22 protein-coding genes and 2 tRNA genes are annotated in these 25,545 nt (G+C 63.8%); 20 read left to right on the top strand and 4 right to left on the bottom strand.

Annotation, left to right across the window (positions count from 1 at the left end):
* Positions 1-35 precede the first annotated feature (35 nt).
* From ACZ6DL_RS08375 to murC, 11 genes are all read left to right on the top strand, one after another.
* Positions 36-1,271: a methionine adenosyltransferase gene (locus ACZ6DL_RS08375; protein WP_466049949.1), complete on the top strand. Its 1,236-nt coding sequence runs from the start codon at positions 36-38 to the stop codon at positions 1,269-1,271.
* Positions 1,265-1,975, top strand: a complete 711-nt coding sequence (locus tag ACZ6DL_RS08370; RefSeq protein WP_466049948.1) for an MBL fold metallo-hydrolase — start codon at positions 1,265-1,267, stop codon at positions 1,973-1,975. The genes ACZ6DL_RS08375 and ACZ6DL_RS08370 overlap by 7 nt, the downstream gene beginning before the upstream one ends.
* Before the next feature lie 4 nt (positions 1,976-1,979).
* Positions 1,980-3,029, top strand: coding sequence for a hypothetical protein (locus ACZ6DL_RS08365; RefSeq protein WP_466049947.1), 1,050 nt, complete (start codon positions 1,980-1,982; stop codon positions 3,027-3,029).
* A gap of 20 nt (positions 3,030-3,049) precedes the next feature.
* The gene (locus ACZ6DL_RS08360; RefSeq protein ID WP_466049946.1) at positions 3,050-3,913 is read left to right on the top strand and encodes a cupin domain-containing protein; all 864 of its coding nucleotides are present in this window, start codon (positions 3,050-3,052) and stop codon (positions 3,911-3,913) included.
* Positions 3,910-4,842, top strand: a complete 933-nt coding sequence (locus tag ACZ6DL_RS08355) for a Gfo/Idh/MocA family protein (RefSeq protein WP_466049945.1) — start codon at positions 3,910-3,912, stop codon at positions 4,840-4,842. The genes ACZ6DL_RS08360 and ACZ6DL_RS08355 overlap by 4 nt, the downstream gene beginning before the upstream one ends.
* Positions 4,843-4,845: 3 nt before the next feature.
* Entirely contained in the window at positions 4,846-5,916 is a 1,071-nt protein-coding gene (locus ACZ6DL_RS08350; RefSeq protein WP_466049944.1) for an inositol-3-phosphate synthase, read from the top strand.
* A complete protein-coding gene (locus ACZ6DL_RS08345) occupies positions 5,913-7,079 on the top strand; it encodes a Gfo/Idh/MocA family protein (RefSeq protein ID WP_466049943.1) in 1,167 nt (388 codons plus the stop codon). The genes ACZ6DL_RS08350 and ACZ6DL_RS08345 overlap by 4 nt, the downstream gene beginning before the upstream one ends.
* A gap of 48 nt (positions 7,080-7,127) precedes the next feature.
* Positions 7,128-8,150, top strand: a complete 1,023-nt coding sequence (locus ACZ6DL_RS08340; RefSeq protein WP_466049942.1) for an NAD-dependent epimerase/dehydratase family protein — start codon at positions 7,128-7,130, stop codon at positions 8,148-8,150.
* Between the two features lie 74 nt (positions 8,151-8,224).
* On the top strand, positions 8,225-9,295 hold the full coding sequence (locus ACZ6DL_RS08335) for a hypothetical protein (RefSeq protein ID WP_466049941.1): 1,071 nt from the start codon (positions 8,225-8,227) through the stop codon (positions 9,293-9,295).
* A gap of 43 nt (positions 9,296-9,338) precedes the next feature.
* On the top strand, positions 9,339-10,028 hold the full coding sequence (locus ACZ6DL_RS08330; protein ID WP_466049940.1) for an SDR family NAD(P)-dependent oxidoreductase: 690 nt from the start codon (positions 9,339-9,341) through the stop codon (positions 10,026-10,028).
* Between the two features lie 224 nt (positions 10,029-10,252).
* Positions 10,253-11,671, top strand: a complete 1,419-nt coding sequence (murC, locus tag ACZ6DL_RS08325) for a UDP-N-acetylmuramate--L-alanine ligase (protein ID WP_466049939.1) — start codon at positions 10,253-10,255, stop codon at positions 11,669-11,671.
* 121 nt (positions 11,672-11,792) lie between these two features.
* On the opposite strand, the gene asnB is transcribed toward murC, so the two are convergent.
* On the bottom strand, positions 11,793-13,637 hold the full coding sequence (gene asnB, locus ACZ6DL_RS08320) for an asparagine synthase (glutamine-hydrolyzing) (RefSeq protein WP_466049938.1): 1,845 nt from the start codon (positions 13,635-13,637) through the stop codon (positions 11,793-11,795).
* Between the two features lie 90 nt (positions 13,638-13,727).
* Entirely contained in the window at positions 13,728-14,543 is an 816-nt protein-coding gene (locus ACZ6DL_RS08315; protein ID WP_466049937.1) for a TauD/TfdA dioxygenase family protein, read from the bottom strand.
* 337 nt (positions 14,544-14,880) lie between these two features.
* On the opposite strand from ACZ6DL_RS08315, the gene ACZ6DL_RS08310 reads away from it, so the two are divergent.
* The 3 genes from ACZ6DL_RS08310 to ACZ6DL_RS08300 all read left to right on the top strand — a co-directional run bounded on the left by ACZ6DL_RS08310 (position 14,881) and on the right by ACZ6DL_RS08300 (position 17,759).
* Complete coding sequence (locus tag ACZ6DL_RS08310; protein WP_466049936.1) at positions 14,881-16,074, top strand: class II D-tagatose-bisphosphate aldolase non-catalytic subunit; 1,194 nt, start codon at positions 14,881-14,883, stop codon at positions 16,072-16,074.
* Entirely contained in the window at positions 16,071-16,865 is a 795-nt protein-coding gene (locus tag ACZ6DL_RS08305; protein ID WP_466049935.1) for a sugar phosphate isomerase/epimerase family protein, read from the top strand. Before ACZ6DL_RS08310 ends, ACZ6DL_RS08305 begins: the two co-directional genes overlap by 4 nt.
* Positions 16,866-16,964: 99 nt before the next feature.
* The gene (locus ACZ6DL_RS08300; RefSeq protein ID WP_466049934.1) at positions 16,965-17,759 is read left to right on the top strand and encodes an LLM class F420-dependent oxidoreductase; all 795 of its coding nucleotides are present in this window, start codon (positions 16,965-16,967) and stop codon (positions 17,757-17,759) included.
* Positions 17,760-17,884: 125 nt separating this feature from the next.
* Here ACZ6DL_RS08300 and ACZ6DL_RS08295 read toward each other — a convergent pair.
* Positions 17,885-17,957, bottom strand: a tRNA-Ala gene (locus ACZ6DL_RS08295).
* A gap of 204 nt (positions 17,958-18,161) precedes the next feature.
* On the opposite strand from ACZ6DL_RS08295, the gene ACZ6DL_RS08290 reads away from it, so the two are divergent.
* Positions 18,162-20,363: an MMPL family transporter gene (locus ACZ6DL_RS08290; protein ID WP_466049933.1), complete on the top strand. Its 2,202-nt coding sequence runs from the start codon at positions 18,162-18,164 to the stop codon at positions 20,361-20,363.
* A gap of 22 nt (positions 20,364-20,385) precedes the next feature.
* Here the strand turns inward: ACZ6DL_RS08290 and ACZ6DL_RS08285 are convergent, their stop codons facing one another.
* Positions 20,386-21,021, bottom strand: coding sequence for a TetR/AcrR family transcriptional regulator (locus tag ACZ6DL_RS08285; RefSeq protein WP_466049932.1), 636 nt, complete (start codon positions 21,019-21,021; stop codon positions 20,386-20,388).
* A 133-nt stretch (positions 21,022-21,154) separates the two neighbouring features.
* Here ACZ6DL_RS08285 and ACZ6DL_RS08280 point away from each other — a divergent pair, with 133 nt between their 5' ends.
* From ACZ6DL_RS08280 to ACZ6DL_RS08260, 5 genes are all read left to right on the top strand, one after another.
* Positions 21,155-22,288, top strand: coding sequence for a VOC family protein (locus tag ACZ6DL_RS08280; protein WP_466050474.1), 1,134 nt, complete (start codon positions 21,155-21,157; stop codon positions 22,286-22,288).
* Positions 22,285-23,220 (top strand): fumarylacetoacetate hydrolase family protein, encoded by a 936-nt coding sequence (locus ACZ6DL_RS08275; protein WP_466049931.1) that lies wholly within the window; start codon positions 22,285-22,287, stop codon positions 23,218-23,220. The genes ACZ6DL_RS08280 and ACZ6DL_RS08275 overlap by 4 nt, the downstream gene beginning before the upstream one ends.
* Positions 23,221-23,430: 210 nt before the next feature.
* Positions 23,431-23,787, top strand: a complete 357-nt coding sequence (locus ACZ6DL_RS08270; protein ID WP_466049930.1) for a DoxX family protein — start codon at positions 23,431-23,433, stop codon at positions 23,785-23,787.
* The gene (mhpA, locus tag ACZ6DL_RS08265) at positions 23,784-25,361 is read left to right on the top strand and encodes a bifunctional 3-(3-hydroxy-phenyl)propionate/3-hydroxycinnamic acid hydroxylase MhpA (RefSeq protein ID WP_466049929.1); all 1,578 of its coding nucleotides are present in this window, start codon (positions 23,784-23,786) and stop codon (positions 25,359-25,361) included. Before ACZ6DL_RS08270 ends, mhpA begins: the two co-directional genes overlap by 4 nt.
* Positions 25,362-25,471: 110 nt before the next feature.
* Positions 25,472-25,544 (top strand) — tRNA-Ala (locus tag ACZ6DL_RS08260).
* Position 25,545 lies beyond the last annotated feature (1 nt).

Genomic DNA, 25,545 nt, shown 5'->3' with positions numbered 1-25,545 from the left:
AACTCACCGCTTGTGAGTCATCGAGGAGAAGGTCAATGAGGATAATTATTTCCGAATCTGCTATCCGGAGCACGGAGCGAGCGCCGGTTGAAGTAGTGGAGCGGAAGGGTAAGGGTCATCCCGATACGTTGTCGGACGCGTTCGCCGAGGCATTCGTTACCCGCTACGTCGCCTGGGCTTCGGAGCACATCGGCACAGATCTCAACCACTGGGTCGACAAGTGCATGCTGATCGGCGGGGAATCAAAGAACGAATTCGGCTCGAGTGAGATGATCACGCCGATCCGGGCCGTGGTGGTCGGAAAAGCAACCCGCAAAGTCGGTGAGTTGGATGTTCCGCTGGATGCACTTGCCAGGAGTGCCGTAGACGATGTCCTGGCGGAGGGCCTCGTGGGATACACCCCCACGGCTTGCAGCGTCGAGGTTCGGACCAACGACTACGTCGGTTCGGGTCGGCCCGTCGAGTGGTTCAGGCCATCGCGGCCGGGCTCATCTGCGCGGGTTCGCAGGTCGAACGACTCCGTTATCGGTGTCGCCTACTCGCCGCGGTCGCCTCTGGAAGACCTTGTAGTCGAGATCGAGTCGGTGCTGACGAGTCGGCAATACCGTGACCGCGTGATGGCGGCGGGCACCGATGTCAAAGTTCTCGCCACCCGCGTGCAGACGCAACTGGATGTCGTGCTCTGCGTGCCCGCAGTGCCCGAACGGGTGGCGAATCGGCGTGAATACGACGAGTTCAAGCTCGCCGTCGAAGAGGACGTGCGGCAGATGATCGCACAAGCCGGGCGCTGGCAGATCGGCGAAATTCGCCTCAACACCAGGGACACCTCCGACGCTGTCTACATGGCTCACCTGGGTAGCGCGATCGCGACGGGCGATGTCGGAGCAGTGGGCCGCGGGAATCGGATCAACGGAGTCATCGCTCCTATGCGCGTCAGTCACCTCGAGGCGCCTGCCGGCAAGAACCCGCACTATCACGGTGGAAAGGTCACGTTGGCGCTGGCGCAGCGCATCGCGAACGCCGTCAGCACCATTGCCGGTTGCGAGGCCAATGTGACCATCGTGGCGGAGAACGGCCAGCTTCTCGACAGTCCTTCCTTGGTATCCGTCGAACTCGCGGCAACCTGTGGTGAAGACAAGCGGGAGTCCATCCACAATGCGGTGAAGCACTATCTCGGTCAGGTGGAGCAGCTCACAAAGGTGCTGGCTGTCTCGGGGCTCGACGGACTCGATGGCCCATCGAATTCGGCTGACGGGCCGCGAGCATGGTGACTGCGCTGATCGACGGTCGGGGAGTGATAGATGTCGACGGCGCGGAGGTAGAGCTCTCGATCGGCTCCTTTCTTGTGGACACCGAGGGCGCCAAGGTCTTGGTGGATCTCGGGGTGGGGCCCGTGGTATCCGGATCGTTCCACGGTGGCCGGTTGCTGGACGAGCTCTCGGCGCAGGGACTGAGCCCGGAAGACATCGATCATGTGTTGCTGACGCACCTGCACTGGGATCACATCGGGTGGGCGGCGACCGACGGCACGCCGACCTTCCCGAAGGCGGTCTACTGGTGCGGCCGCCGAGATTGGGAATATTTCGTAGACCAAGACCGCGTCCCGCAGTCGAAGCTGAAGCCGTTACGTGACAGCTTTCGCTTCAGCGAGGAACTGGCGGTCCCCGGTTTCTCCGCCCTGCCGGCTCCCGGACACACGCCGGGGAGCTTTGTCTATATCACCGTCGATCATCGAGGCCGGGAAATCTGGTTCATCGGTGACGTTGTCCATTGCGTCGAGGAATTGACCAGGATCGATCTTCCCGCCATTGGAGATGTGGATTTGGAAACGGCTCTCGCGACCCGAGTTTCTATTTTGCGGGCCGCAGCCGAGTGCGGTGCGATCAGTGTACCCGCACATTTGGAATCCCTGGCCGGGATCAGACTGCGAAGTACCGATTTCCCATTCGATTTCTGCTTGGACTCATGGCGGTAGGACGATGGACGCGATAGCCCGACCAAAAGTCCAGATCTGGAGCGAGTACAGTGGTGCAACACTGTCGGATCTCCGGGACAGTATCTCGGCTTGGAGTGACCGCGATCTACGCCGCATGATTTCTTCGCTTACGGCCGGCGACCCGATCTTGTTCAAATTCTCCGAATCCAGGCTGAGCGCCGAAGCCGCAGTCGAGGCGGCACAGCTGGTCGCACAGTCGATCGTCCAGGCCGTGAGCAGCGAGACCGGGATGGCGCTGGAGGTCGAGGTGGAGAAACCGCTGGTCGCCAAGATCCATGCTGGCTGGGCCACACGCGACATGCTTCCGCACCACGACGCGCATCACCGGTCCTTCTTGTCGCCGAGCGTCATCGACAGCCCCGGCTTCGACGTCGCCTGCCGGAGATTCAGCTCGCCCGCATCCGTGCCTACCTCCAATACGATTCTCTACAGCGGCTTCGTCATATCCGAGGCGGGTGACGCGGAAAGTATTACGACTTTTTACGATTGGTTCGGCATACTTCGGAACGCTTTCCGGCGCCGATTCGGCGAATCATTCATGGATAGCCGAAAGGCTGTGAGTGACTGGCTCGCCGGCAATATAATGGCTGCATACCGGCAGGCTCGGATACTCGGCATCGAATATCTCTCCGCTGGGGCGGCGCTCGGCCTTTCGATACCCGAATACGCATTCTCTGTGGTCGAAGCCGAAGCCTTTTTCGACAACGACCGGATCCGGGAACTGACGGAGTTCGGCAATCTCACTCAGAGATGTTGGTGCGCGGATTGTGACACTCCTGGCAAGCGCCTGGTTTGCAACTCTCTGCACGAGGCGATCGGGTTGACCCTTCCGCAAACACTCGTCGCCCACGGCTCTGCGGTGGAGTCTGCGAGAAACGACTACCTCTTGTGGTGCAACCCGCGGCTTCTCCACGGCGCGGTGAAAGGTGGAGCAGGGCGAAAACTAGTCCCAGTGACCGTCGTCACGAACGACGACCGAGGGTTGGCCTATGAGCGGTGGCTGAGCGATGTCTGGGCTGCACAGTTTTGTTGAAATCGAGAGGGCGTCAGCGCATGGAAGCACGCGGCAAATGTGTAGATCTCGAACTCCTCGGGATCGGCGACATCATCCCCAAGGAGAGTTTCCGGGATTATCTCCATCCTGATCGCACAGAGCTGATATTGGGCAACGCCGCGGAATCCTATTCCGCTACCGGCGGTGAGGTGCATGTCCGTGCCGGTCTCCTGCTGGACCTGGAACAGCCCGAGTGGACCGGTCTGCGGCTACTGATGACAGATCCTGCTCACGGCATTTATCTCTTCGAGGTATGTTCCGGTCAGGAGAATTCGTCTGCTTCGAGCCCCAGCTCCATGGTGCGAGCACACCGGGATGACAATTCCGCCTCTTTCGGGCGTCTCGAGCTTTTCACACCATTTCACAGTTCGATGGTGCCCGCAGGTATCCGCGGCACGACACTGCCTGAGGGGTCCGGTATCGACGGTATCACCATCTTCGGGCTGGGCGGTGGCAACGATGTCGTTAAGCACTGGGGCGTGGAGCATTGGCTCCACACAATTGGTAACGGTTACGGATTCAAAGTCATCGCGATCCATGCCGGAAAGCGGACGAGCCTGCAATACCACCGAGAAAAGCACGAGACATACTTCATTCTCTCGGGCCTGGCGACCTTGCATTGCAGGGACACCGAGGGCGAGCCGATGGCCATCGACTTTCCGGCCGGCCATGTGGCGCGGGTGGCGCCGGGCGCCGTGCACCGGGTCGAGGCTCAGACCGACGTCATACTCATCGAGGCGTCCACCGAAGACGACGGATCGGACAACATCCGGATCCAGGACGATATGGGGAGGGGCGACGGCCGCGTTGCGGCGGAGTTCTTCGGCACCGATCTATTGGGCCAAACCGGAAGACCGCGATGACCGCTGGTGCTCGAACTCTTCTGGTCGGCGCCGGCAACTGGGCCCGGCAGTTCTATGCTCCGCTGATCAGCCGGGCGTCCTATCTCGATTCGTGTGCGGTCTGGTCCAAGTCCACTGGTCGTGCCCAAGACTTGGCCGCGCGTTTCGGCATGCTCGTTCAGGACGATCTGCGGTCGGCGGCCGAATCAGCGGACATCGTGATCTTTGCGGTTACTCCGCGGGCTCAGGCGGACCTCGCGACACTGCTAGCCCGTCCCGGAGTGAAGTTCGTACTAGAGAAGCCGCTGGCCCCAGACGCTGTGGACTGCCGGGCGCTGGTCGGAGCCGTGCGTGCCGCGAGTGTGCCGGCGCTCCACATGCTCACCTATCGTTTCATGCCCGACTTCGTGGCTTTGCTCGAGCAGCTCCAATCGGTCTCCGTGCGACATGTTGAACTCTCCTATCGGTCCTCGCTTTATTGCGATCCGATTCCGGGATGGCGCGGTCCCGGCACAGTGCTGCTGGATCTGGGTCCACATCTGCTGGACCTCGTCAGTGCGATAGCAGGCCCGGTTTCCGAAGTAAGCGCGGAATACACAGCGGCCCAGTCTATTTGGTGTCGCCTCACCCATCGCGGTGGCGCGACATCGAGTGTTGTGATCAGACCGCGCGATGCATCGTGTTCGCGTCGTCTGATGACCCTTGAGGTGACCACTGCGTCGGGTCGCACGGTCACCGCAACAGAAAACGCGTTCGTTCGCGATGCACGTTTCACGGAAACTCTGAACGCCGCCCTGCAGCGGTTCTGCTCGGACGGAACCGTCGTTTCCGGCCTGGGTGTCGATGACGGCCACCTCCTGATGGAGGTTCTCGATGCGACGCGGTCAGCGTTGTCCACCGGAAGACGTGTGTCGATTTCAAATCAGTCAGAGAACTCGGAGGTTCACTAGATGTTGAAGGCAAAAGTCGCGGTAGTCGGCGTCGGAAATTCGACGTCGAGCCTGGTCCAGGGCGTGCTCGGAACGGTGGTCTCCAAACCGTCCGGTGTGGAGGCGATTTTCGCTGAGAACGATCTGGCCTTGGATGTCGAGTTCGTCGCAGCCTTCGATGTCGATCAGCGCAAAGTTGGGCTCGATCTCGCAGAGGCAATCTTCGCCGAACCCAACTGCACCTCCAAGTACACCGAGGTGCCGGCAACTGGCGTGACGGTCGAACCAGGCCCAATTCTCGACGGCCTCGCCGCCCACGTGAAAGCGGAGATCCCGCTGATCGACGACTCCTCGCTGGATGAGGATCGAGTCGCGGCTCGGCTCCGCGAAGCGGGAGCCGAAATCGTCGTGTGCCAATTGCCCGGCGGATCGCCGATGGCGACCCGGCTGTACGCGATGGCGGCGGTGCGTGCCGGCGCCGCGTTCATCAATTGCAACCCTGAAGAGGTTGCCAATTCCAAGGAGATTCGGGACGAATACCACGCCAAAGGGGTGCCCCTGCTGGGGGACGACGTCAAAAGCCAGCTCGGCACGACTGTTCTGCACCGTACGCTGCTCGAACTCTTCCAGCGGCGTGGGATCGACGTCACATCGAGCTACCAGCTGAATTTCGGTGGGAACAACGACTTCAAGAACATGCTGGATCGATCGCGGTTCACCTCGAAGCAGACGAGTAAGCACTCGGCGATTCTGGCCGCGTCGGGCGTCGACCCGGACCGCATCGAGCTGGTGCCGCCGGACCACATTCGTAGCCTTCGAGATCACAAGGTCGCGTACGTGCAGATCGAAGGAGAAGCTTTTCTCGGCATGCAGGTGCGTCTCGAGGTCAAACTGCAGGTGGAGGACAGTCCGAACTCGGCAGGCGTCGTGATCGACGCGATCCGGATGGCCGCACTCCAGCGCACCGCGGAGGTCGGGGGAACGGTGGCGGAGGCATGCAGTCCGTTCTTCAAGCGGCCGGTCGAACAGGTACCCGAAGCGGAGAGCTTGCCGCGATTGTCCGAGATCGTTCAGGTGTGGGGAGAAAAGGCGTGAGCACCGCGACCCGGCCTACGGTCCCCGTCGTGCTGGTCGGCTGCGGCATGATCGGCCACGAGCACGTTCGAGCGATCGCCGCGGCCGAGGGCTTTGAGCTCGTCGCGATTTGTGATCCACGCCCGGCGTCCCGCGCGGCCGCCATCGAGTCGGCCGGTCTGGATCCCGATGGTATTGCGCAGTATGAAGATTGGCCGGATGCGATCGCCCAGGCCGACACCACTGCGGTGGTCGTTGTAGCTCTGCCTCCGTACTTGCACTATCCGCCGGTGGAGGCCGCACTGTCCAGGGGAATGCATGTACTGTGCGAGAAGCCCCTCGCTCGGGATGTGGAAGAGGGGCTGGCGCTACACGAGCTCGCCCGTAAGCACGACCGCATCCTGCATGAATGTTCGAGCCGGTATCTGGGGCCGGTCACCGATGAATTTCACCGGGCCATCCGATCGGGGGAGCTCGGCGATCTGTTCGCGGTGGAATTCATCGCCCGGAAGGCACGGGCCCGCGCGGGCATCGACGACGGCTTATCACCGAAATGGCGTCTCGAGAAGCGGTTCACTGGCGGGGGGTCGCTCTGGGGGCACGGCGCCTACGACCTGACCATGATGTTGCGTTTTCTGCCTCTTGCCGATGAAGTGGTGGTATCAAGCGCCTTCAGCGTGCAGCTGGAAACTTCCTTCGAGCCGCCAAGCGGCGTCTCGTACGACGTCGACACCACATCGGGCGCGGCACTGACATTCAAATACTCGGATCGTCCACCGATCGCCGTGCGCTGGGAGCGTACTTCCTGCGTGCACGGCGAGTCGGAGACGTATGTCCGGCTGCGCGGGACCAGGGCGACTCTCACGTGGGATTGGATCAAGGATCCTCTGACCATGGAGGTCGCGACGGACCGCGGTGGGTCCGTCGAACGTACGCGCAGGTCGGTGCCGACACGCACCGAATTTCCCAATTCCCAGCCCTTCGAACTGTTCGCCGCCGCAGTTCGCGACCGGCAGAGCGGCGTCGTCAATCGCACCACGGCCGTCACCAGCGAGGAAGCCGTCTTCCATCTTCGCGTCATGGACGCCGTCTACCGGAGCGCAGTGGATGGCGAAACCCACGCTGTTGACCTGCCCTCCGATATCTCTCCGATTCCCGTGCGATCCCAGCCCCCACGGTCGTGAACGTGCACAAGACCGATTTCGCACCTCATCCATAGTTAGGAGCTAGCCGTGGGTTTCTACAGCGGCAGAAGAGTTCTCGTCACCGGCGGGGCGTCGTTCATCGGCTCACACCTCACTGAACAGCTTCTGGAACTCGGAGCGGTGGTCACTGTCGCGGATGATCTCTCCAGCGGCTCATCGAAGAATCTGAGCGATGTCATCGATGACGTGCGCTTCCTTGAGGTGGACCTGCGTGACACCACGAACAGCGCAACTGCGAGTCAGGGGCAGGAGATCGTCTTCCATCTCGCAGCTGATCACGGCGGCCGGGGATACATCGACACGCACAACCTGGAGTGCGGCGGCAACATGACGCTCGATCAAGCCGTCTTCGACGCCGCCCTGCGGGCGGGATGCTCCAAGGTCGTATTCGCGTCGTCGGGATGTATCTACCCGTTGAACAGGCAGGATTCGGTGACCTCCGTCGAGATGCTCAGCGAAGAGATGGTCGGCCCGCCGTACTGGCCCGACGGGCTCTATGGCCTCGCCAAGCTGGCCGGCGAGCTCTACTTGAGCGAACTGCGTGTCAGGCACGGCATCGAGTCGGTGTCGTGCCGGTACTTCACTGCTTACGGACCCCGGGCAAAGGAGAACCACGCGATCATGGCGATGATCGCGCGGGCCTATCTGCACCAGGATCCCTTCGAGGTATGGGGGGACGGCAGTCAGATCCGGAACTGGACCTATGTCGCGGACATCATCGACGGCACGCTCTTGGCCGGAGAGCACATCGGTGACGCCTCGGCCCTGAATATCGGCACCGAAGAGGAAACCCCCGTCAGTGGCGCGGCGCAGCTGATCATGCAGTGCTTCGGGTACTCCGCGCCCATCACCACGCTGCCCGACATGCCCACCGGTCCTGTCCGGCGAATCGCAAGTATCGCGAAAGCACGCACGCAGCTGGGATTCGAGCCACGTTGGCCGTTGGCGGCCGGTGTGAAGGAGACAGTCGCCTGGTATCAGGATATGAGGACCAAGGAGGAGGTCGAGGTCGCGCTGAACCGTGGTCTTCTGGAACGGAACGTCACGTGAGCGTCCGCAGACCCCGTGTCGCGTTGTTGACAACGGTCGGTAGAAATCCCGGGGACGAACGAATCGCGGACGGCGTGATCCGACTGTTCGCATCGTTCGCCGGGGCAAGACGGCCGACCTTCCGCCGGATCAGCAAACACGATCCGTTGAGCATGTTCTATCTGGCCGGCGTGCGAAGGGAGTGGTTGATCCGCCGGCCACCGGGACTGCTCGTCGAGGCGGGGAACAGTCTGTGCCTCAATAAGCTGCATCACGCGGATCTCATCGTGCACTGCGGAACGCCGTTGCTCTGGAACGGATGCGAGCATGGCGGCTGGGTCGACCCGGTCCTGGAGCGCTCCATTCACACCCGGCGCAGGACCGCCCCTATCGTCAACGTGGGATTGGGCGCGAGTTACCCGTGGGAATCTCAGCCCTCGTCGCTTGCCGACCCGACGATCGCGTACGCGCGACAGCTGTGTACGCCGGCGTTGGTCAATACCGTGCGTGACGCTGCCGCTCAGTCGCTGTTCCAGGGCGCGGGCATCAAGGACGTGACCGTGGTTCCATGTCCGTCGCTGTTCTCGCTGACCGATGTGGGAGCGGACGCACCGGCGAAGCCGACAGTGCTCTTGAACTGCATGCGGCTCGGAGGGCACTACGACGGCGGGCAAGGCATCGATGCGGCCGGCTGGCTCGCGGAGATGCGACGGTTCGTCGCGATGCTCGACGAGGCCGGTATCGACCACGTCTTCGCGCCGATCGGCCGTCCCGAGCGGGACTTGGTCGCGAAGTGCTTTCCCGGTTCCAGAACGGTTCGAGTCGAAACCCTCGACCAGCTCAATGCCGCGGCGGCAGGCATCACCTTCGCGATTGTCAACCGGCTGCACCTGGCCATTCCCATGGCTGGCGTGGGTATCTCGTCGTTTCTCGTCGGAAACGATTCCAGGATGAGATCAATGGAGCCCTTAGGCCTGCCGTACAGCTATGTGAAGGACGTGACGGCGGAGCGATTGATGGAGATCACGTCATGGGCTGTCCGAGAGCGCGTGGTGGAACGAGAGCGGTTGCTGGAGTTGCGCCATGCTACGGCCGGTCGATATCGGGACCTACTCGCCGAGGCCGGGTTGGTGAAAATGATCAGGAACTCGGAGTCGCTGTCTTGAGCGTCCCGATGCCAGGCCAGGTGGACACATGACGGATCCTGTGGTGATCGTCACCGGTGCGGCATCCGGTATCGGTCTCGCCGTCGCCCGGGAGATGAAAGCGCGTAATGCGTCGTTGTGGCTGGCGGATGTGATCCGGCCCGCCGAGAAGTCCTTGTTGTCGGACGGGGTGAGATTCTTCCAGGGAGACATTGGCGAAGAACCATTCGTGCGAGATTTCATCGCGGAGTGCACCGGCGCCGAAGGCCGGCTCGACGGGGTGGTGCACTGTGTCGGTTCCTTCGAGAAGGGGGGCCTGGATTCCACGGAACTCGAGGATTGGGACGCGATCGTCAGAACGAATGTCACGTCTGGATTTCTCGTGTTGAAACATGCGACGCCCACGATGGTGCGCTCGGGTGGCGGCTCGATGGTGCTGTTCGGCTCCGTCGCAGGTCTGGACGGTGGCTACTCCTGCGGACCTGCCTACGCGGCGTCCAAGGCGGCGGTGCACGGTCTCGTCAAGTGGGCGGCGAGGCGCTTGGCCCCCAACGGGGTGCGTGTGAATGCGATTGCACCGGGTCCGGTGGACACACCGATGGGGACTCGCGCTGGTGTTACCGCGGAGCGGGTACCGCTGGGCAGGCTCGGGCAGCCGGAAGACTTGGCCATGCTGGCCGCGTTCCTGCTCTCCTCCGGCGGTAGCTGGATCACCGGCCAGATCTTGAGTCCGAACGGTGGGACGCTGATATGACGGCGGCCGCCGGACCCACGGGTGAGCACGACTTCACGAATCGCCGCGTTCGGCAATCCATCTTCCCGTGCCAGCGGTAGCACGGCCGCACCCCCTGACCCGGGCGGATACCGTCATGGGCATCGGCTAGAATTTGTCGCTGCTTACGACGAATGGCCCCACCGGTACGGCTATGCCGTGGAGGTGTACGCCCACGATCATGCCTACAGGGTGGAGAACCTGACATGCGTCACCAGCTCGTCGGCCATCACGTGCACTTCATCGGCATCGGCGGCACTGGTATGAGCAGTGTCGCCCAAATCATGCTCGCCAAGGGCTGGGTGGTGTCGGGTTCGGACAAGGCGGAATCCGACGCCACTCGCACGTTGCGGCAACTGGGTGCACACGTCGTCATCGGCCAGGATCCGGCGAATCTGCCGACGCCGCCGGCGACCATCGTCATGACCTCGGCGATACGCGCGGACAATCCGGAATTGACCGCGGCCCGTGAGCTCGGATTCCCGGTGCTGCACCGCGCGGAGGCACTCGCCGCATTGATGGAGAAGCATCGTACGGTGTCGGTCGCGGGTACCGCTGGGAAAACGTCTACCGCTTCGATGGTGGTGTCCGGACTACGCGCAGCCGGGCTGGACCCCACGTTCGCCATCGGCGGCATCTTGAACGCGGTCGGTTCCGGTGCTTTCGTAGGTAGCGACGATGTCTTCGTGGTGGAAGCAGACGAGAGTGACGGTTCCCTCAGTGCCTACTCCCACGATGTCGCGTTGGTGACCAACATCAAGGCCGATCATCTGGACTACTTCGGTACGGAAGAGGCCTATACCGCGACTTTCGAAACGATGGTTCACGCCATTCGCCCGGGTGGCGTCTTGATCGTCTGCGCCGACGACCCCGGCGCCGCGCGACTGGCGCAGTACGCCGAGGCACGCGGCGTAACGGTGCGTCGCTACGGTCGAGGTCCTGCCGACCTGGAGATGCTCGCGTTCGAGCCGACCGCGGACGGCGGCCGGGTGCGGGCACAGTTCCAGCAAGAGCGATTCGACGTGACGCTGTCGGTGCCGGGCGAACACATGGCGATGAATGCGCTGGGAGCGATCCTTGCGGGAAGGGAAGTCGGCGCCCAACTCGCCGACATGGCCGATGGAATCGCGACCTACGAAGGCGTGCAACGGCGGTTCGAGCAGAAGGGAATGGCAGCGGGCGTTGCGGTCTACGACGATTATGCCCATCACCCGATGAAGGTCGAGGCCCAGCTACAAGCCGCTCGTGATGTCGTCGGCAGCGGGCCCGATGCCCGAGGCCGGCTGATCGTCGTATTCCAGCCGCACATGTACTCGCGCACCGCGATGTTCGCAGCGGAGTTCGGCACTGCGCTGGCCCTGGCCGATGAAGTAGTCGTGTTGGACATCTACGGTGCGCGGGAAGATCCCATTCCCGGTGTGACCAGTGAATTGGTCGCGAACGCTGTGGGCTTGCCCGCAGAGCGGGTTCATCTGGCCAACGAGTCCGATGTATTGCCGCTTCTGCTCGGAATTGCGCGCGACGGTGACTTGGTGGTCACGATGGGAGCCGGCAGTGTGACGAATCTCGGACCCCAATTGCTTGCCGCGCTCGAACACCGGGACGCCGCTGAGGCAAGGGACTGAAAGTAGTTTCGGGCCTGGTCCGGGCTCGGTTGCGAACGTCGATGATCGTGTCACGCCGTCTCATGATCGAGTTTATGAGCGGGACCCGGAGTTGCTGCCGTAGCCGGACATGGCACGTTTCCTAGTCGAGATACAGGTCGGGCGAGTAGAGGTCCAACCAGATATGCATGTCTATCGCACGCTCGAGCCCGACACGGACAGGGCTCTCCATGCGTGCCGGATCTTGAGTGACCGCGCTTTGCAACCAGTCCCGGTCGATCAATACGAACAGCGGCGAACATCTCTCGGTAAGGATGTCTTTCACCATGTTCTGAACGTTTGCGGTATAGGTGGGATCCTGAGTCGAAGGATATGGGCTTTTGACACGGTCCATCACCGACCGGGGTAGGACATGTTTCGCTGCCTGCCGCAGCAAGCTCTTCTCACGTCCGTCGAAGATTTTCATTGACCAGGGTGTGTTGTAGACGTACTCGACCAGCCGGTGATCACAGAACGGCACTCGCACCTCGAGTCCGGCCGCCATCGACATTCGGTCCGTGCGGTGCAGCAACGGGCGTAGGAATCGCGACACATGCAGATGGCAGACGGTGCGCATGCGGCGCTCCTGATCGGATTCACTCTCCAGATGGTCGACCTCAGCGACCGCGGCCGCGTACTCATCGGCGATATAAGCCCGCGAGTGGAGACGTTCACGCAGCCCCGGGTGGACGAAGTTCCACCGCGCTGCACTGGTCAGCGAGTTGCCGAACGCCATCCACGGGAAGGTCGCTTCTCGCAGGGCCGCCTCGTCGTGGAACCAGCGATAGCCGCCGAACACCTCGTCGGCCGAGTCTCCCGCCAACGCAACCGTCGATTGTTCCCGAATCGCTTGGAACAACAGATACAGTGACGTATCGACTTCGCCGCGGCCGAGGGGCGAGTCCCGCGCGGCGACCATCGCGCGCCGCACCGACAGATCCGACAGGTCGGCCGTATGCAACATGATGTCGCGATGCACCGTGCCGACGAACTTCGTCACTTCCCGAATGAACGGAGAATCCGGGGTATCGCGGACCTCATCCGGCACGAAATTCGCTTCCTGATCCACGAAATCTACCGAGAAGGTGCTCAATTGCTCACCTCGCCCTGCTAGTCGAGCTGCGGCAAGACCGGTGATGGCGCTGGAATCCAGTCCGCCGGAGAGCAGTACGCAGCGCCCGACGTCCGAGACCAGGTGCCGGTCGACGATGTCGGTGAGCAGTTCTCGTACTCGCGCAACGGTGTCTTCCTGGCTGTGCGGATGCTCTTCGGCGGTCAGACGCCAGTAGGTGCGCTGATGGATGCCTTGACGGTCTACCGTGATCATCGTCCCAGGCAGGACTTCGTGCAAACCCTTCCACAGCGACCAGCCCGGCCGCCGGGCCGCCACGAACAGCTCCCGCAAGCCGTCCATGTCGACGATCCTGCGTACCAGCGGATTCGCCAGAATCGCTTTCGGTTCCGACCCGAACAGCACTCCGTCCGGTGTCGGGTAGTAGTAGAGCGGCTTCACACCCAAGCGGTCGCGGACTATGACCAGCTTTTGCCGGCGCTCGTCCCAGATCGCGAACGCATACATGCCGTTGAGGTGATCGACCAATCTCTCGCCCCACTGCAAGTAGCCTCGCAGCACCACCTCCGTGTCACTCTGGGTGCGGAAGGCCTGCCCGCAAGTCACCAGTTGTTTCCGCAACTCGACGAAGTTGTATGTCTCCCCGGAGTAGACCAGGCACACCTCACCGTCGGGTGTGCTCACGGCCATCGGTTGTGCTCCGCCGGGTACATCGATGACGGCCAGTCGTCGATGCCCCAGCCCGACGTGCGCACGGACGAATGTGCCGCGCCCATCCGGGCCACGGAGCGCCATCGTTTCGGTCATCGCGTCGAGTACGTCGCGCTGGCGAGTCAGATCCGACTCGAAGGAGACCCAGCCGGTGATGCCGCACATGTTGCCGTCCTGAATGGGGAGTGGGGCCTCTGTGGCCCTGTCTGTCGTCGGGTCGCCGTCGTGGGACCGTGGTCGGAAGCGATTTCGCGGTCACCAGTTGAGCGTCTTCAGCACGAGCCGCCGCAGCGTGCGTGGATTGTGGTCGATCTGGCCGGTGCGCGCATGCTGCACGGCGACATTGTTGAAAAGCACCAGATCATGGTTTTGGTAGTGGTGGTAGTACCGGTTGGACTCGTCGTAGAGAGCAGCGAACAGGGCCTGGAGCAGCTCCTCGCCCGCGCTTGAATGCGGCCCGTACTCCACGATGTGGCTGGTGTTGAGTTCGTTCACGAACAGTGCCTTCTTGCCGGTGTGCGGCACCGTGACGACCACGGGATGCACTGTTGCCCGGACATGCGACAGATCCGCGCCTTCGGGGTACGCGGCCAGACGCATGCGTTTCTGTACCCCCTGCGGCACTGTGGAGTCGAACATGTTGAACGCGTGCAGGGCGTCGATCTCCTCTCTGATTTCCTCCGGCAGCCCTTCGTATGCGCGGACGGAGTCGGCGAACGCTGTGGGTGGGGAGGTCGGGGAGACGTTCTGCGCGTACAGGCAGGTGCCTGCCGAGACGCTCGGTTGGTGGGCGCCGTCGTTGTGGAAGAGAAGTGGGCCGCTTCCGGCGGGGCTGGGATTGCCCGCGATGACGTTCGACAAGTACTCGACCGTCGAGCCCCAGCGAAAGGTGTGCGGCTCGCCGAGCGTTGCGACGAAGCGGTCCTGGTCCTCGTCGGCCAGCTGCTGGCCGCGGACGAGTACGAGGCCATGGTCGAAGGCGTCGCGGAGAGTTGCGATCTCTTGGTCGTCGAAAGGCTTGGACATGTCGACGTCTTGAAGTTCGACGCCGATCGTTGCGCTGAGCGGCACGGTCCTCATGGTGGCGTGTCTTTCGTAACACGTCGTCGGATTTCGGAGCGTGCGAAAGTCGTGCACCGCTGCTGATTCGAACACCTGACGACTTAATAGGGCAGATGAGACAGGCAGAGTTCAACTATCTGCGTCTTGGAATATGCGCCAGAAGAATCCCCGCCCGTCCGTGAGCATAGCATCGAATCGGGTCTTCCGGAACACTGATGTAGCTCGGAAGGGATTTCTGTCGCCAGTGTCCGGACCGGACATCGAATCGAGGCTGATGACGTGCAAGTATGCGGTACCGAATGTGTGAATCGATTGCGAGCGACCGGTGACCGCTTTAGGCTTCTGAGTGTGCACTTGGTGTGCGTCGCATGCAAATCAGATTTGCGATGCCGAGCTGCGACGAGCGGAGGGGATTCCCATAGATATCGATGTTGCGCGGGGATACGAGAATTGGGAGAGGCTGGCCGTCGGGCTCACCAGTCTGGAGATACTGCAGGCGGTCGCCGAATTCACCAGTGAATCCAATAAGCGGATCATGCTGATCGCTTCGCGAAATCAAGCCGAGTGCGCGGAATTCGGTGGCGGTTATGTGAACGGTATGACACCGGAGCGTTTGACCGCGATGGCGAGGTCCCGGGCGGACCGAAGAGTCGCGGTCTGCCGCGATCATGGGGGACCCTTCTTGCGGGACGGAGACCGTGGATGCGACCCGGCGGAGGCGATGGAGCGCGCTTCTGCCAGCCTCCGCGAAGACGTGGCGGCCGGGTTCGACCTGGTGCACGTGGATGTCCATGCCCACCCCGGAGACAAGGCGGATAAGTACGAGCGCCTCGCGGAGTTGGTCGACGTCGCGGTCGGCGCCGCTGCCGAGCGGGGATATCCTGTGCGCTTCGAGATCAGCCTCTACGGGAACGACGGAATTCCGACGCCGATCCAAGAGGTCGAGTCGGATCTTCGCCGAGTTGTTCAGATCGTCGAACCGGCATTCTATGTGGCGCAGACCGGATCGTTGGTGCGCGGTATCCATCAGGCCGGATATTTCGATCAGGAGCACGCCGAGCGGTTGGTGGCGATTCTCGCCGAGTTCGGTATCGGTCTGAAGGAGCACAATATCGACTACTCCAGCACATACGATATGGTCGCCAGATCGCGTTCCGATGTCGCCGCTTTCAATGTGGCTCCTGAATTCGGCGTAGTCCAGACTCGCATGGTACTGCAACTCGCGGCGGAATACGGCTGTCGTGATAAAGCCAAGAGGTTCGCAGACTGTGTCTACCGAGCTGGTCTGTGGAAGAAATGGTTCGCCGATGAATCGACACCGCGCGGAATGGCGGTGTTGGCGAGCGGCCACTATCACTACGACCTCGGTGAATATCGCGACCTGCTCGATGACCTCGGCGCGGAGGTGGATGTGACAAAGGTCGTCGTGTCGAGGCTCAAGAACCTCGTGCACGAGTATTGCCGCGCACTGGAGCCGGTACCGGCGTCCGGTTTGCCGCGGGGTGGTGTGGAAGCACGTAAATCGGAGGTCCTCATATGAAGCGTGTTCTGGTTCAGCCGCGGCTCTCGCGCCTGGAAGACTATCTGGCCCTGGCGAAGCGCGAGTCTCTGCACTTCGAACTCATCGAGTTCAGCCACGCCGATCTCACTTGGCCCGAGCTGCAGGAGATGCGCGACCGATACTCAGCCGCCTTCGGCGAGAACCGCCGGCAGATCGTGACCTTCCATGGCGCTTTCATGGATCTCACCGTGACCAGCCCGGACATCTATGTTGCGGAAGCCTCCCGGCGCCGAGTGAACGAAGGAGTCCAGTTGGCGTCGTTTTTCGACGTCGAATACATCCTCTTCCACTCGAACATCATTCCGTCGGTAGCGACGTACGAGGGGTACGAGGAGACCTGGATCGCGCAGAACATCGAGTTCTGGGCTGGCGTGGTCGAGCAGACGACCTCGACTGTGCTCATCGAGAACATGTTCGATCCGTCTCCCGCAGCGATTTCCGCTGTGATCGAGGGTGTAGGCAGCGACCGTTTGCGAGCGTGCTTGAACGTCGGCCACGCGAACGTGTTTTCCAAGGTGCCGATGCAGGAGTGGTTCGAGACTCTGGGCGACAAGCTCGTGTACTTCCACTTCAGCGACAACGACGGCACCTGGGATGCGTCGTTTCCGCCGGGAACCGGCACGGTCGATTGGCACGCAGTCTCGGAGTTGGCCGCCGCTTCATCGAGCCAGCCCGATGTGCTCATAGGGATCGCTCATCGCGGAATCCCGGCTGTCGAAGAGAGCCTTGCGTTCCTTCGGAGCCGAGGGTTGTACCCATTCAATTCCTGACGGGGCAGCGGATCGGTGCGGAAGCCGCCCACGACATCGTCGGCCGGTGCGGATCGGTTCGCACCAGCGCACTCGACCTAGGACAAGAGGAACTCTTACGTGACTCGACCGATTCGTATCGGCGTCCAGCTGCAACAGCAGCTCGCCCCCGATTACGCTCTCATCCGTGACGCGGTGCGTCGCGCCGAGGACGTGGGTGTGGACATCGTATTCAACTGGGATCACTTCTACCCGTTACACGGCGATCCGGATCGTCCGCACTTCGAATGCTGGACCATGTTGGCCGCCGTCGCCGAGCAGACCGAGCGCGTCGAACTCGGCGCTCTGGTCACCGGCGGAGGTTACCGGAATCCAGATCTGCTCGCCGATATGGCCCGTACTGTCGATCACATCTCAGGCGGCCGCCTGATACTCGGTCTGGGAGCCGGATGGTTCGACAAGGATTACACCGAGTACGGCTACGACTTCGGCACACCTGGAACGAGGTTGGCGCTATTGGGGGAAAGCCTGGTGCGTATCGACAAACGGCTGCGGAAGCTCAATCCTCAGCCGGTGCGAAAGCTGCCGATACTGATCGGAGGCGGCGGTGAGCGGAAAACCTTGCGGCTGGTCGCCGAATACGCGGACATCTGGCACACCTTCGCCGATGCGGAGGTCCTGAAGCGCAAGTCGACGATCCTGGCCGAGCACTGTGCGTCCGCCGGAACCGATCCGCAGCGCATCGAACGTTCGGTGGGCTGGCCGGGGCCCGAGCGTGCGCTGGCACTGGTGGAAGCCGGAGCGACTTTGTTCACCATAGGGACGGGAGGGCCGGACTACGACCTGACCAAGGTCGAGCAAGCCATCCGTTGGCGTAACCAGTTCGCGCAGGACTCGAGCGCTGATGAGGCTTAGTTAGCTCGTTGCTGGTCCGGTACGCCGCAATCGAGGGCGCGGCCATGGGTGGGAGCTTCGGAAGCTGGTCTGTAACACACAGCGGAAAGGCGAGCGTTCTCTGTGGAGCGCTCGCCTTCCTACGGTGGAGCCTAGGGGAATCGAACCCCTAACCCCTGCCTTGCAAAGGCAGTGCTCTGCCAATTGAGCTAAGGCCCCGCAGCTGTCACAGCTTGCGTGTACAGACGCCTCGAAACGTTACCTTCTCCCCGCTGAGATGGTCAAAACGGCAGGTTGTGGCGCCGAGGCGCACGACGATTGCGGCGATGTCGCTGTCCGGCCAGGTATGGACATTTAGGGTTGGTCGCAGCGTCACGATCCGGTTCTTCGATGTGTTGTCGGTTGCTCGATGAGAGGACCCGCATGTCTCGGTATCTGTTCGCCCTCGGCCGCACGGTCGCTCGGTTGCGCTGGTGGGTGCTGGCGGTGTGGCTGGTGCTGCTCGCCTGCGCGATCGGGTTCGCCGCGGTGAGCGGCGGCAAAACCACGGACAACTTCACCATTCCGAACACCGAGTCGCAGGACGCTGTTTCGCTGCTGAAGCAGCGGATGCCGGCTTACAGCGGCGCGCAGATGCAGGTGGTGTTCGCGACCCCGGGCTTGGCCAAGGTCACCGACTCGCAGGCGAGCGCGCAGATCCAGCAGGTCATGGCAGGGTTGCGCGGGCAGTCGCAGGTGGCCACGGTGGTCGACCCGTTCGAGGCCAAGACGATCTCACCCGATCAGCGCGTTGCCTTGGGCAGCGTCCAGTTCTCGGTGCCGGTGGGGGAGGTGACCGAGGAGACATTGGATGAGGTCGACCACCTCGCGGCGCCCGCCCGCGAGGCGGGGCTCGAGGTGGAGTTCTCCGGAGCGGTGTACCCGGGCTTCACCGCCGAGGTGCCCGAGACGCCCGAGATTCTCGGCATCGCCGCGGCCTTCGTCATCCTGCTGATCACGTTCGGGGCGGTGGTCGCCGCGGGGCTGCCCATCGTCACGGCATTGGTCGGTGTCGCGATCGGTCTGACCGGAATCCTCGGTGTGGCCGCGTTCGTCGACGTGCCCGCGGCGGCGACTTCCCTGGCATTGATGCTGGGATTGTCGTGCGGAATCGACTACGCGCTGTTCATCCTGTCCCGGCATCGGCACAACATCGTGCTGGGTCTGGCAGCGGAGGAGTCGATACCCCTGGCTGTCGGCACGGCGGGCAGTTCGGTCGTGTTCGCCGCGGTGACGGTGATCATCGCGTTGTGCGGGCTGGCGGTCGCCGGTATCCCGTTCCTCACGGTGATGGGGTTGACCGCGGCGGGCGCCGTGCTGGTGGCGATGCTGGTGGCCCTGACACTGCTGCCCGCGCTGCTCGGGTTCGCAGGCGATACGGTCGCGCGCTTCGTCTCGCCGCCGCTGCATCCCGGACGCGCCGAAGAGGTGGCGCGGATCGCGGCCTACGAACCGGAGCGCACGATGGGGCACAGCTGGGGCCGGTTCGTCACGCGCTATCGGCTGCCTTTGCTCGTGCTCGGTATCGCGGCGCTGATCGTCTTGGCGATCCCGGTCACCCGTATCCATCTCGGGTTGCCGAGCGGGGAGTCGCAGCCGGAATCGAGCACAGCACACAAGGCTTATGACCTGGTCAGCCGTTCGTTCGGTCCGGGTTTCAACGGACCGCTGCTGATGGTGACCGATCTGTCCAGGGCCACCACCCCGGACGCCGCCCAGACGTTGACGGACAGGGTGCGCGCCGAACCCGATGTCGCCGCGGTTCAGCCCGCGGGCAGTGGTGACGGCCTGGTACTCATCCAGGTCGTGCCGACCACCGGGCCGGACGACGAGGCGACCGCGCAGCTGGTCACCCGGCTGCGCGACAACCGCGACCGGATCGAGGCGAATACGGGTGCCACCTTCCTGATCGGCGGAACGACCGCCGCGAACATCGACACCTCCAACCGGCTGGCCGAGGCGCTGCCGATCTTTCTCCTGGTCGTCGTCGGCTTGGCGCTGGTGCTGCTGACGATCGCCTTCCGCACCGTGCTGGTGCCGTTGTCCTCGATCGTCGGTTTCATCCTGTCGGTCTTCGCGGCACTGGGCGTCCAGGTCGCGGTGTTCCAGTGGGGGTGGGGAGCGGAATTCTTCGGTGTGACGAAGGCGCAGACGCTGAGTTTTCTGCCGATCATCATCCTGGCGATCGTCTTCGGGCTCTCCAGCGACTATCAGATCTTCGTCGTCTCCCGGATCAAAGAGGAATACAGCCGCACGGGGGACGCGATCGGGTCGGTGCAGAACGGTGTGGCGCACTCGGCTCGGGTAGTGAGCGCGGCGGCGCTGATCATGTTCTCCGTCTTCGTGGCGTTCACCTGGGTCGACAACCCGGTGGTCAAGCCGCTGGCCCTCACGCTGGCGATCGGCGTGCTCCTCGATGCCTTCGTCGTGCGGCTGACGTTGGTGCCCGCGGTCATGGCCCTGATCGGCGAGCGCATGTGGTACCACCCGCGCTGGTTCGGACGTTACGTCCCCGATCTCGACATCGAGGGCACCGAACTGGACAAGGAGTTCACCGTGAGCGCCGTCCGGGGCAACAGCGGGTGACGCCTGCCGGTGCTCCGGCGGCCTAGTCGAGGGACGGCAGCGGACGCGAGCAGATCTCGTGCGCCTCGTCGGCGGGGATACCGAACATGCGCAGGAGGTCCTCGGTGACCTGATCGGTGGCGGCCGCGTCGTCGCGCTCGGGATGATCGTGCAGCAGTTGGCCGAGGCACAGCGCGGCCCCGGACACGATCGTCATGGCCAATTCCGCGTCAGGCGCCTGGAACCGGCCGGTGCGAGCCGCGGCTTCGATATCGCGCCGAGCGCGGGGTGCGAGTCCTTTGTCGGAGGTGGTTCGCGCGAGGCCGGTGTTGAGCAGCACCTTGCTCAGGGTCGGCCGTCTGCGGTGCATACGGCCGGTCAGCCGGAAGCTCTGCGCGAAGACTTCGGCGGGATCGTCCATGCCCTCGGTCAAGTGGTCGAGGACCGCGCCGTACTTCTCGAGCGCTTCCTCCACCGCCGCCTGGAACAGGTCCTCCCGGCTCTGGAAGTGGTTGTAGAACGACCCCATGCCGACATCCGCGGCCTGGGTGATCTCCAGGATGGGCGCGTTCGGCTTCCCGGTCGCGATGAACGACTGGGCCGCCGTCACGAGGGCGGCTCGGGTACGGGCCTTGCGGCGCTCCAGGCGGTTGGGTTCCACCTCGGTCCGATCGGTCATGCCCGCTCCTCTCCCTGTCGGCGCCCGACCATGGTAGCGCTGCGGTTCAATGATGACGAATTCCTCAGTGATGCCTTGACTGAAAATCGCGTCGTATGTGACGATATCGTCAGACAAGGAAAGGGAGTGGTCGCTGATGGACCGTCACGACCCACACACCGGATTGCACAGCGAGAACGGCGCGGTAGCGGGCGAACATCCGGGGCGGGCGCGCGAACCGATCGTGAAAGTGCACGATCTGGCGTGGCTCGAATTCGAGAAGCCGGACCTGGAGCGCGCCGAGGTCTTCGCGCACGCGTTCGGTTTCGCCACCTCGTTCCGTGCCGCAGACGAGCTGTACTTACGAGGTGCGGATCCGCAGGCACCGTGCGTGCTGATCCGCCGAGGCGTGCGCTCGCGGTTCGTCGGCCCGGCCTTTCGTGCGGCGGACACCGCAGACCTGCTCCGATTGGCCGAGGTCACGGGCCGTACGGTGGCGCCCCTGCCCGAGACCCTGGGCGGGTCGACCGTCGAGCTGACCGATCCGAGCGGATTGCGGGTGCGGGTAGTCGCCGACACCGACGAGCTCGCCGCTCTGCCCGCCCAGCAGCCGCATACGTTCAACTTCGGGCGCGAAGTGGCGCGGGTCAATCGGACGCAGCGGCCGCCCCGGGTGCCCGCGCGGGTTCAGCGTCTGGGGCATGTGGTGGTGCAGACCAACAGGTATCTCGAAACGCTCGATTGGTACCTGGGTCACTTGGGGCTGATCGTCAGCGACTTCCACTACTACCCGGGGCAACGCGAGCGCGGCCCCGTGATGAGCTTCATCCGCTGTGATCGCGGCCGGACGCCCGCCGACCATCACACGCTGGCATTGGTGCTCGGCCCGTCGAACCGGTACGTGCACTCCGCTTACCAAGTCGCCGATCTGGATGCCATGGCGGCGGGCGGGGAGTACCTGCGTGATCACGGTTACTACCGGTCGTGGGGGATCGGCAGGCATATCAAGGGCAGCCAGATCTTCGACTACTGGCGCGACCCGGACGGATTCCTCGTCGAGCATTTCAGCGACGGCGACATGTTCGACTGCACGGTGGAGCCCGGCTGGGCGCCGTTCACCGCGTCCGGGCTGGCGCAGTGGGGGCCGCCTGCCAGCAAAGACTTCCTCGGCCTCAAACCGAGCCGGGAAACCCTTCGCGAGCTGCGCACGATGGTCGACGCGCTGCGCGAGGACAACGAATTCGATCTCCGTCGCCTGCGCGGCCTGTTGAAAGTAGCCGGTTCATGAGCATTTCCGTTCTCCGCACCACCGGCGCCTGGTGGGTGGTCACACCCGCGGGCGCGGCCGAGGTCGACACCACGGCGACCACCACCGGGCAACTGCTGGCGGATCGGCAGGCGATCCGCGCGGCGTCCACGAGCAGCGAGGTGGTGCCGACCGAGAGCCTGGCGCCGGTCTCACCGGTGACCGCGCCGTGCCGGGTGGTCGCCCAGATGACCAACTTCGCCTCGCACGTCCGGGATTCCGGTGGTGATCCGGCGAGGGTGCCGCTGACGTTCTTCCGCAAAGCCTCGGGGTCGATCAGCGGCCCGCACGACGACGTGATCCGGCCCGCGCATGTGCGCCTGCTGGATTACGAGGTGGAGATCGGGCTGGTGTTCGGTCGCGACATGCCGGTCGGATCGGAGATCACGAGCGACAACCTGGCCGACTACATCGGGGGTCTCGTGGTCACCAACGACATCTCCGCCCGCGACGTCCAGTTGCCGAAAACCCAGTTCTACGAGGCGAAATCGTATCCGACGTTCACCCCCGTTGGACCTGTGCTCGTGCTGCTGGAAGACGACGAGCTGAAACGATTCACCGATCTGCGGCTGCGGTTGTGGGTCAACGGCGGCCTCCGTCAGGACATGACCGTCGCCGACATGATCTACCGGCCGTTGGAGACCCTGCGGGCATTGACCGGTTTCCAGCGCATGGACGCAGGCGACCTGCTGCTCACCGGAACCCCCATCGGCACGGCGATCAGCGCCCCGCCCAAACCGGTCGAGATCATCGGCTCGCTGCTTCCGCCCGCGGTCAAGTGGAAGATGTTCTTCAAGAACCAGGCCAAGAACCCGAAGTATCTGCACGACGGCGACGTCGTCGAGGCCGCGATAGCCACCGACGACGGCGTGATCGACCTCGGCCGCCAGCGCACCACGGTGAGGTACCGGTGACCGAGACCTGCGGTGGCCGCCGCGCGCCGACGCAACCCGCCGGGATCTTCTCGACGCCCTCGACGAGCCGGCCGGAGTGCGGAGTATCGCGGTCACGGTCGACGACGGCGCGAAAGTCGCCACTGTCGAGCTGGACCACACCAGCAGCGAAAGGATTGGCGCGGTGATTCCGGGTCCGTACGCCCTCGCGTGGAAGCGCGGGGTGCTCCGATGAGCGTCGCATCGGTCCTGCTCGCCGCGGTGCTGGCGGTGTTCTTCTCGGCGATCGGTGGGGCGAAGATACTGGCGGTGCCGTCGATGCGCGAACGGGCCACGCACACCGGATACTCCGTCGCCGCCTACCGGGGCATCGGCTTCGCGGAGATCGCGGGCGCCCTCGGACTCCTGCTCGGCATCGGCTGGTGGCAGCTCGGCCTCGTGGCGGGGATCGGCCTGGTGCTGTTGCTGGTCGGCGCCGTCGTCGTCCACGTGCGCATCGGCGACGGCGTCCGCGAGTTCGCCCCGGCGATCGTGAGTTGCCTCGTCGCCGTCGTGTATCTCGTGACGCTGCTGGGAGCCGCCCGGTGAACGTTCCGGTCGTGATCGTCGGCGCCGGACCCACCGGGCTCACCGCGGCCCTACTGCTCGCCCGATACGGTGTCGAGTCGCTGGTCCTGGAACGGTGGGAGGGCATCTATCCGCAACCGCGCGCGGTGCACTTGGACGGTGAAATCCGCAGGCTCCTAGGAAGGTTGGGCGTCGGGGACGAATTCGACGCCATCTCCCGGCCTGCGCTCGGGCTGCGTCTGGTCGACCGAGATCTGCGGGTGCTGTCCGAATTTCACCGCGATCCGGCCGGCGGCCGCAACGGGTACCCGGACGCGAACATGTTCGACCAACCGGAGCTGGAGGCGATTCTGCGTACCGCGGCGCAGCGCCATAGGGGAGTGACTGTTCGGGGTGATGCCGAAGTCACGGCGGTGACCCAGGAGATCCGCGGCGCCCGGGTCGACTTCACCGACCGGACCACCGGCGCGGCGGAGTCGGTCCATGCGCGGTACGTCCTGGGCTGCGACGGGGCGAACAGCCTGGTTCGCGCGTCGATCGGCGCCGAGATGCGTGAGCTGAACTTCGAGCAACGGTGGCTGGTCGTCGACGTGGCCACCGGGGCCGACCTCGGGGCGTGGGAAGGCGTGCATCAGGTCTGCGATCCCTTCCGCGCCGCGACCTACATGCGCATCGGAACGACACGGTATCGATGGGAGTTCCGCCTGCGTCCCGGTGAGGCAGCGGCCGACTACGAGGACATCGGCCGGGTTCACGAACTGATCCGCCCCTGGACCGGCGATATTCCGGTGGAGGCAGTCCAGTTGCTCCGGGTGGCCGAGTACACCTTCCGCGCGCAACTCGCCGACCGCTGGCGGGCGGGCCGGGTCTTCCTGCTGGGCGACGCCGCCCATCTCACCCCACCGTTCATCGGCCAGGGCATGGGCGCGGGCCTGCGGGACGCGGCCAACCTCACCTGGAAGCTCGCAGGCGTGCTCGCCGGAGACCTGCCCGAACAGGTGCTGGACTCCTACGAGATCGAACGAAAACCACACGCGCGAAACATGATTCGGCTGGCGAAGATCACCGGCATTGCGATGACCGAGGGCGGTGAACTGGGCAACCTACTGCGCCGTCTCCTCGCTCCGCGCTTGCGTCGCCTACCCGGTTTCCACGCACTGGTCACCAGCGGCGAGACACCACCGCTACGCCGGTCCGGACTGGTCGCGCGGCCGCGCCTGGGTGGCGGCCGGGCGGGCCATCTGGTGCCCAACGCGGTCCTGGCGGATGGTCGTCGCTACGACGACGTCATCGGGGGCCGGTACGCGATCGTCACCGCGGTTCAGCCGACCTCGGCGGATCGCGCACTGGTCAGCGAACGCGGGGGAGTGCTGGTGATAGCAGCCCCAGGGACTGATCTGCGGAGGTGGCTGCGGCGGGCCGGCGCTCGTGCGGTTCTCGTCCGTCCGGACGGCGCCGTGCAGCGCTGCGCCCGGGACCTGCCGGGACTCTGCGCGGCCATGCCTCGATTCGGGTCGCGCGCTCGCGAGGATCGCGCCGACGGCTCGAGCCCTCCTGGGCCCGCTTCCGGCAGCGCAGTAGGGTGGAAACCATGAAACTTCTCCTCACCGCCGGTGTCGCGCTTCTGGTTCTCTTCGGCATCTCCAAACTGCGCCGGCGCAGCGACGCGGACATGTGGCACGAGGTGACCACCCGCTGAAACCCGGGGGCCTTAGCTCAATTGGCAGAGCACTGCCTTTGCAAGGCAGGGGTTAGGGGTTCGATTCCCCTAGGCTCCAC

It is taken from the genome of Nocardia sp. NPDC041819 (genome assembly GCF_055590505.1).
The sequence above is the reverse complement of the archived record's forward strand: the minus strand, read 5'-3'. Positions and strand labels throughout refer to the sequence as shown.

Bases quoted from the DNA above. Each gene is read 5' to 3' on its own strand.
- ACZ6DL_RS08275 (WP_466049931.1), top strand. From the start codon at position 22,285: ATGAGCATTTCCGTTCTCCGCACCACCGGCGCCTGGTGGGTGGTCACA.
- ACZ6DL_RS08290 (WP_466049933.1), top strand. From the start codon at position 18,162: ATGTCTCGGTATCTGTTCGCCCTCGGCCGCACGGTCGCTCGGTTGCGC.
- ACZ6DL_RS08375 (WP_466049949.1), top strand. From the start codon at position 36: ATGAGGATAATTATTTCCGAATCTGCTATCCGGAGCACGGAGCGAGCG.
- ACZ6DL_RS08270 (WP_466049930.1), top strand. From the start codon at position 23,431: ATGAGCGTCGCATCGGTCCTGCTCGCCGCGGTGCTGGCGGTGTTCTTC.
- ACZ6DL_RS08285 (WP_466049932.1), bottom strand. From the start codon at position 21,021: ATGACCGATCGGACCGAGGTGGAACCCAACCGCCTGGAGCGCCGCAAG.
- asnB (WP_466049938.1), bottom strand. From the start codon at position 13,637: ATGTGCGGCATCACCGGCTGGGTCTCCTTCGAGTCGGATCTGACTCGC.
- ACZ6DL_RS08370 (WP_466049948.1), top strand. From the start codon at position 1,265: ATGGTGACTGCGCTGATCGACGGTCGGGGAGTGATAGATGTCGACGGC.
- ACZ6DL_RS08360 (WP_466049946.1), top strand. From the start codon at position 3,050: ATGGAAGCACGCGGCAAATGTGTAGATCTCGAACTCCTCGGGATCGGC.
- murC (WP_466049939.1), top strand. From the start codon at position 10,253: ATGCGTCACCAGCTCGTCGGCCATCACGTGCACTTCATCGGCATCGGC.
- ACZ6DL_RS08355 (WP_466049945.1), top strand. From the start codon at position 3,910: ATGACCGCTGGTGCTCGAACTCTTCTGGTCGGCGCCGGCAACTGGGCC.
- ACZ6DL_RS08305 (WP_466049935.1), top strand. From the start codon at position 16,071: ATGAAGCGTGTTCTGGTTCAGCCGCGGCTCTCGCGCCTGGAAGACTAT.
- ACZ6DL_RS08365 (WP_466049947.1), top strand. From the start codon at position 1,980: ATGGACGCGATAGCCCGACCAAAAGTCCAGATCTGGAGCGAGTACAGT.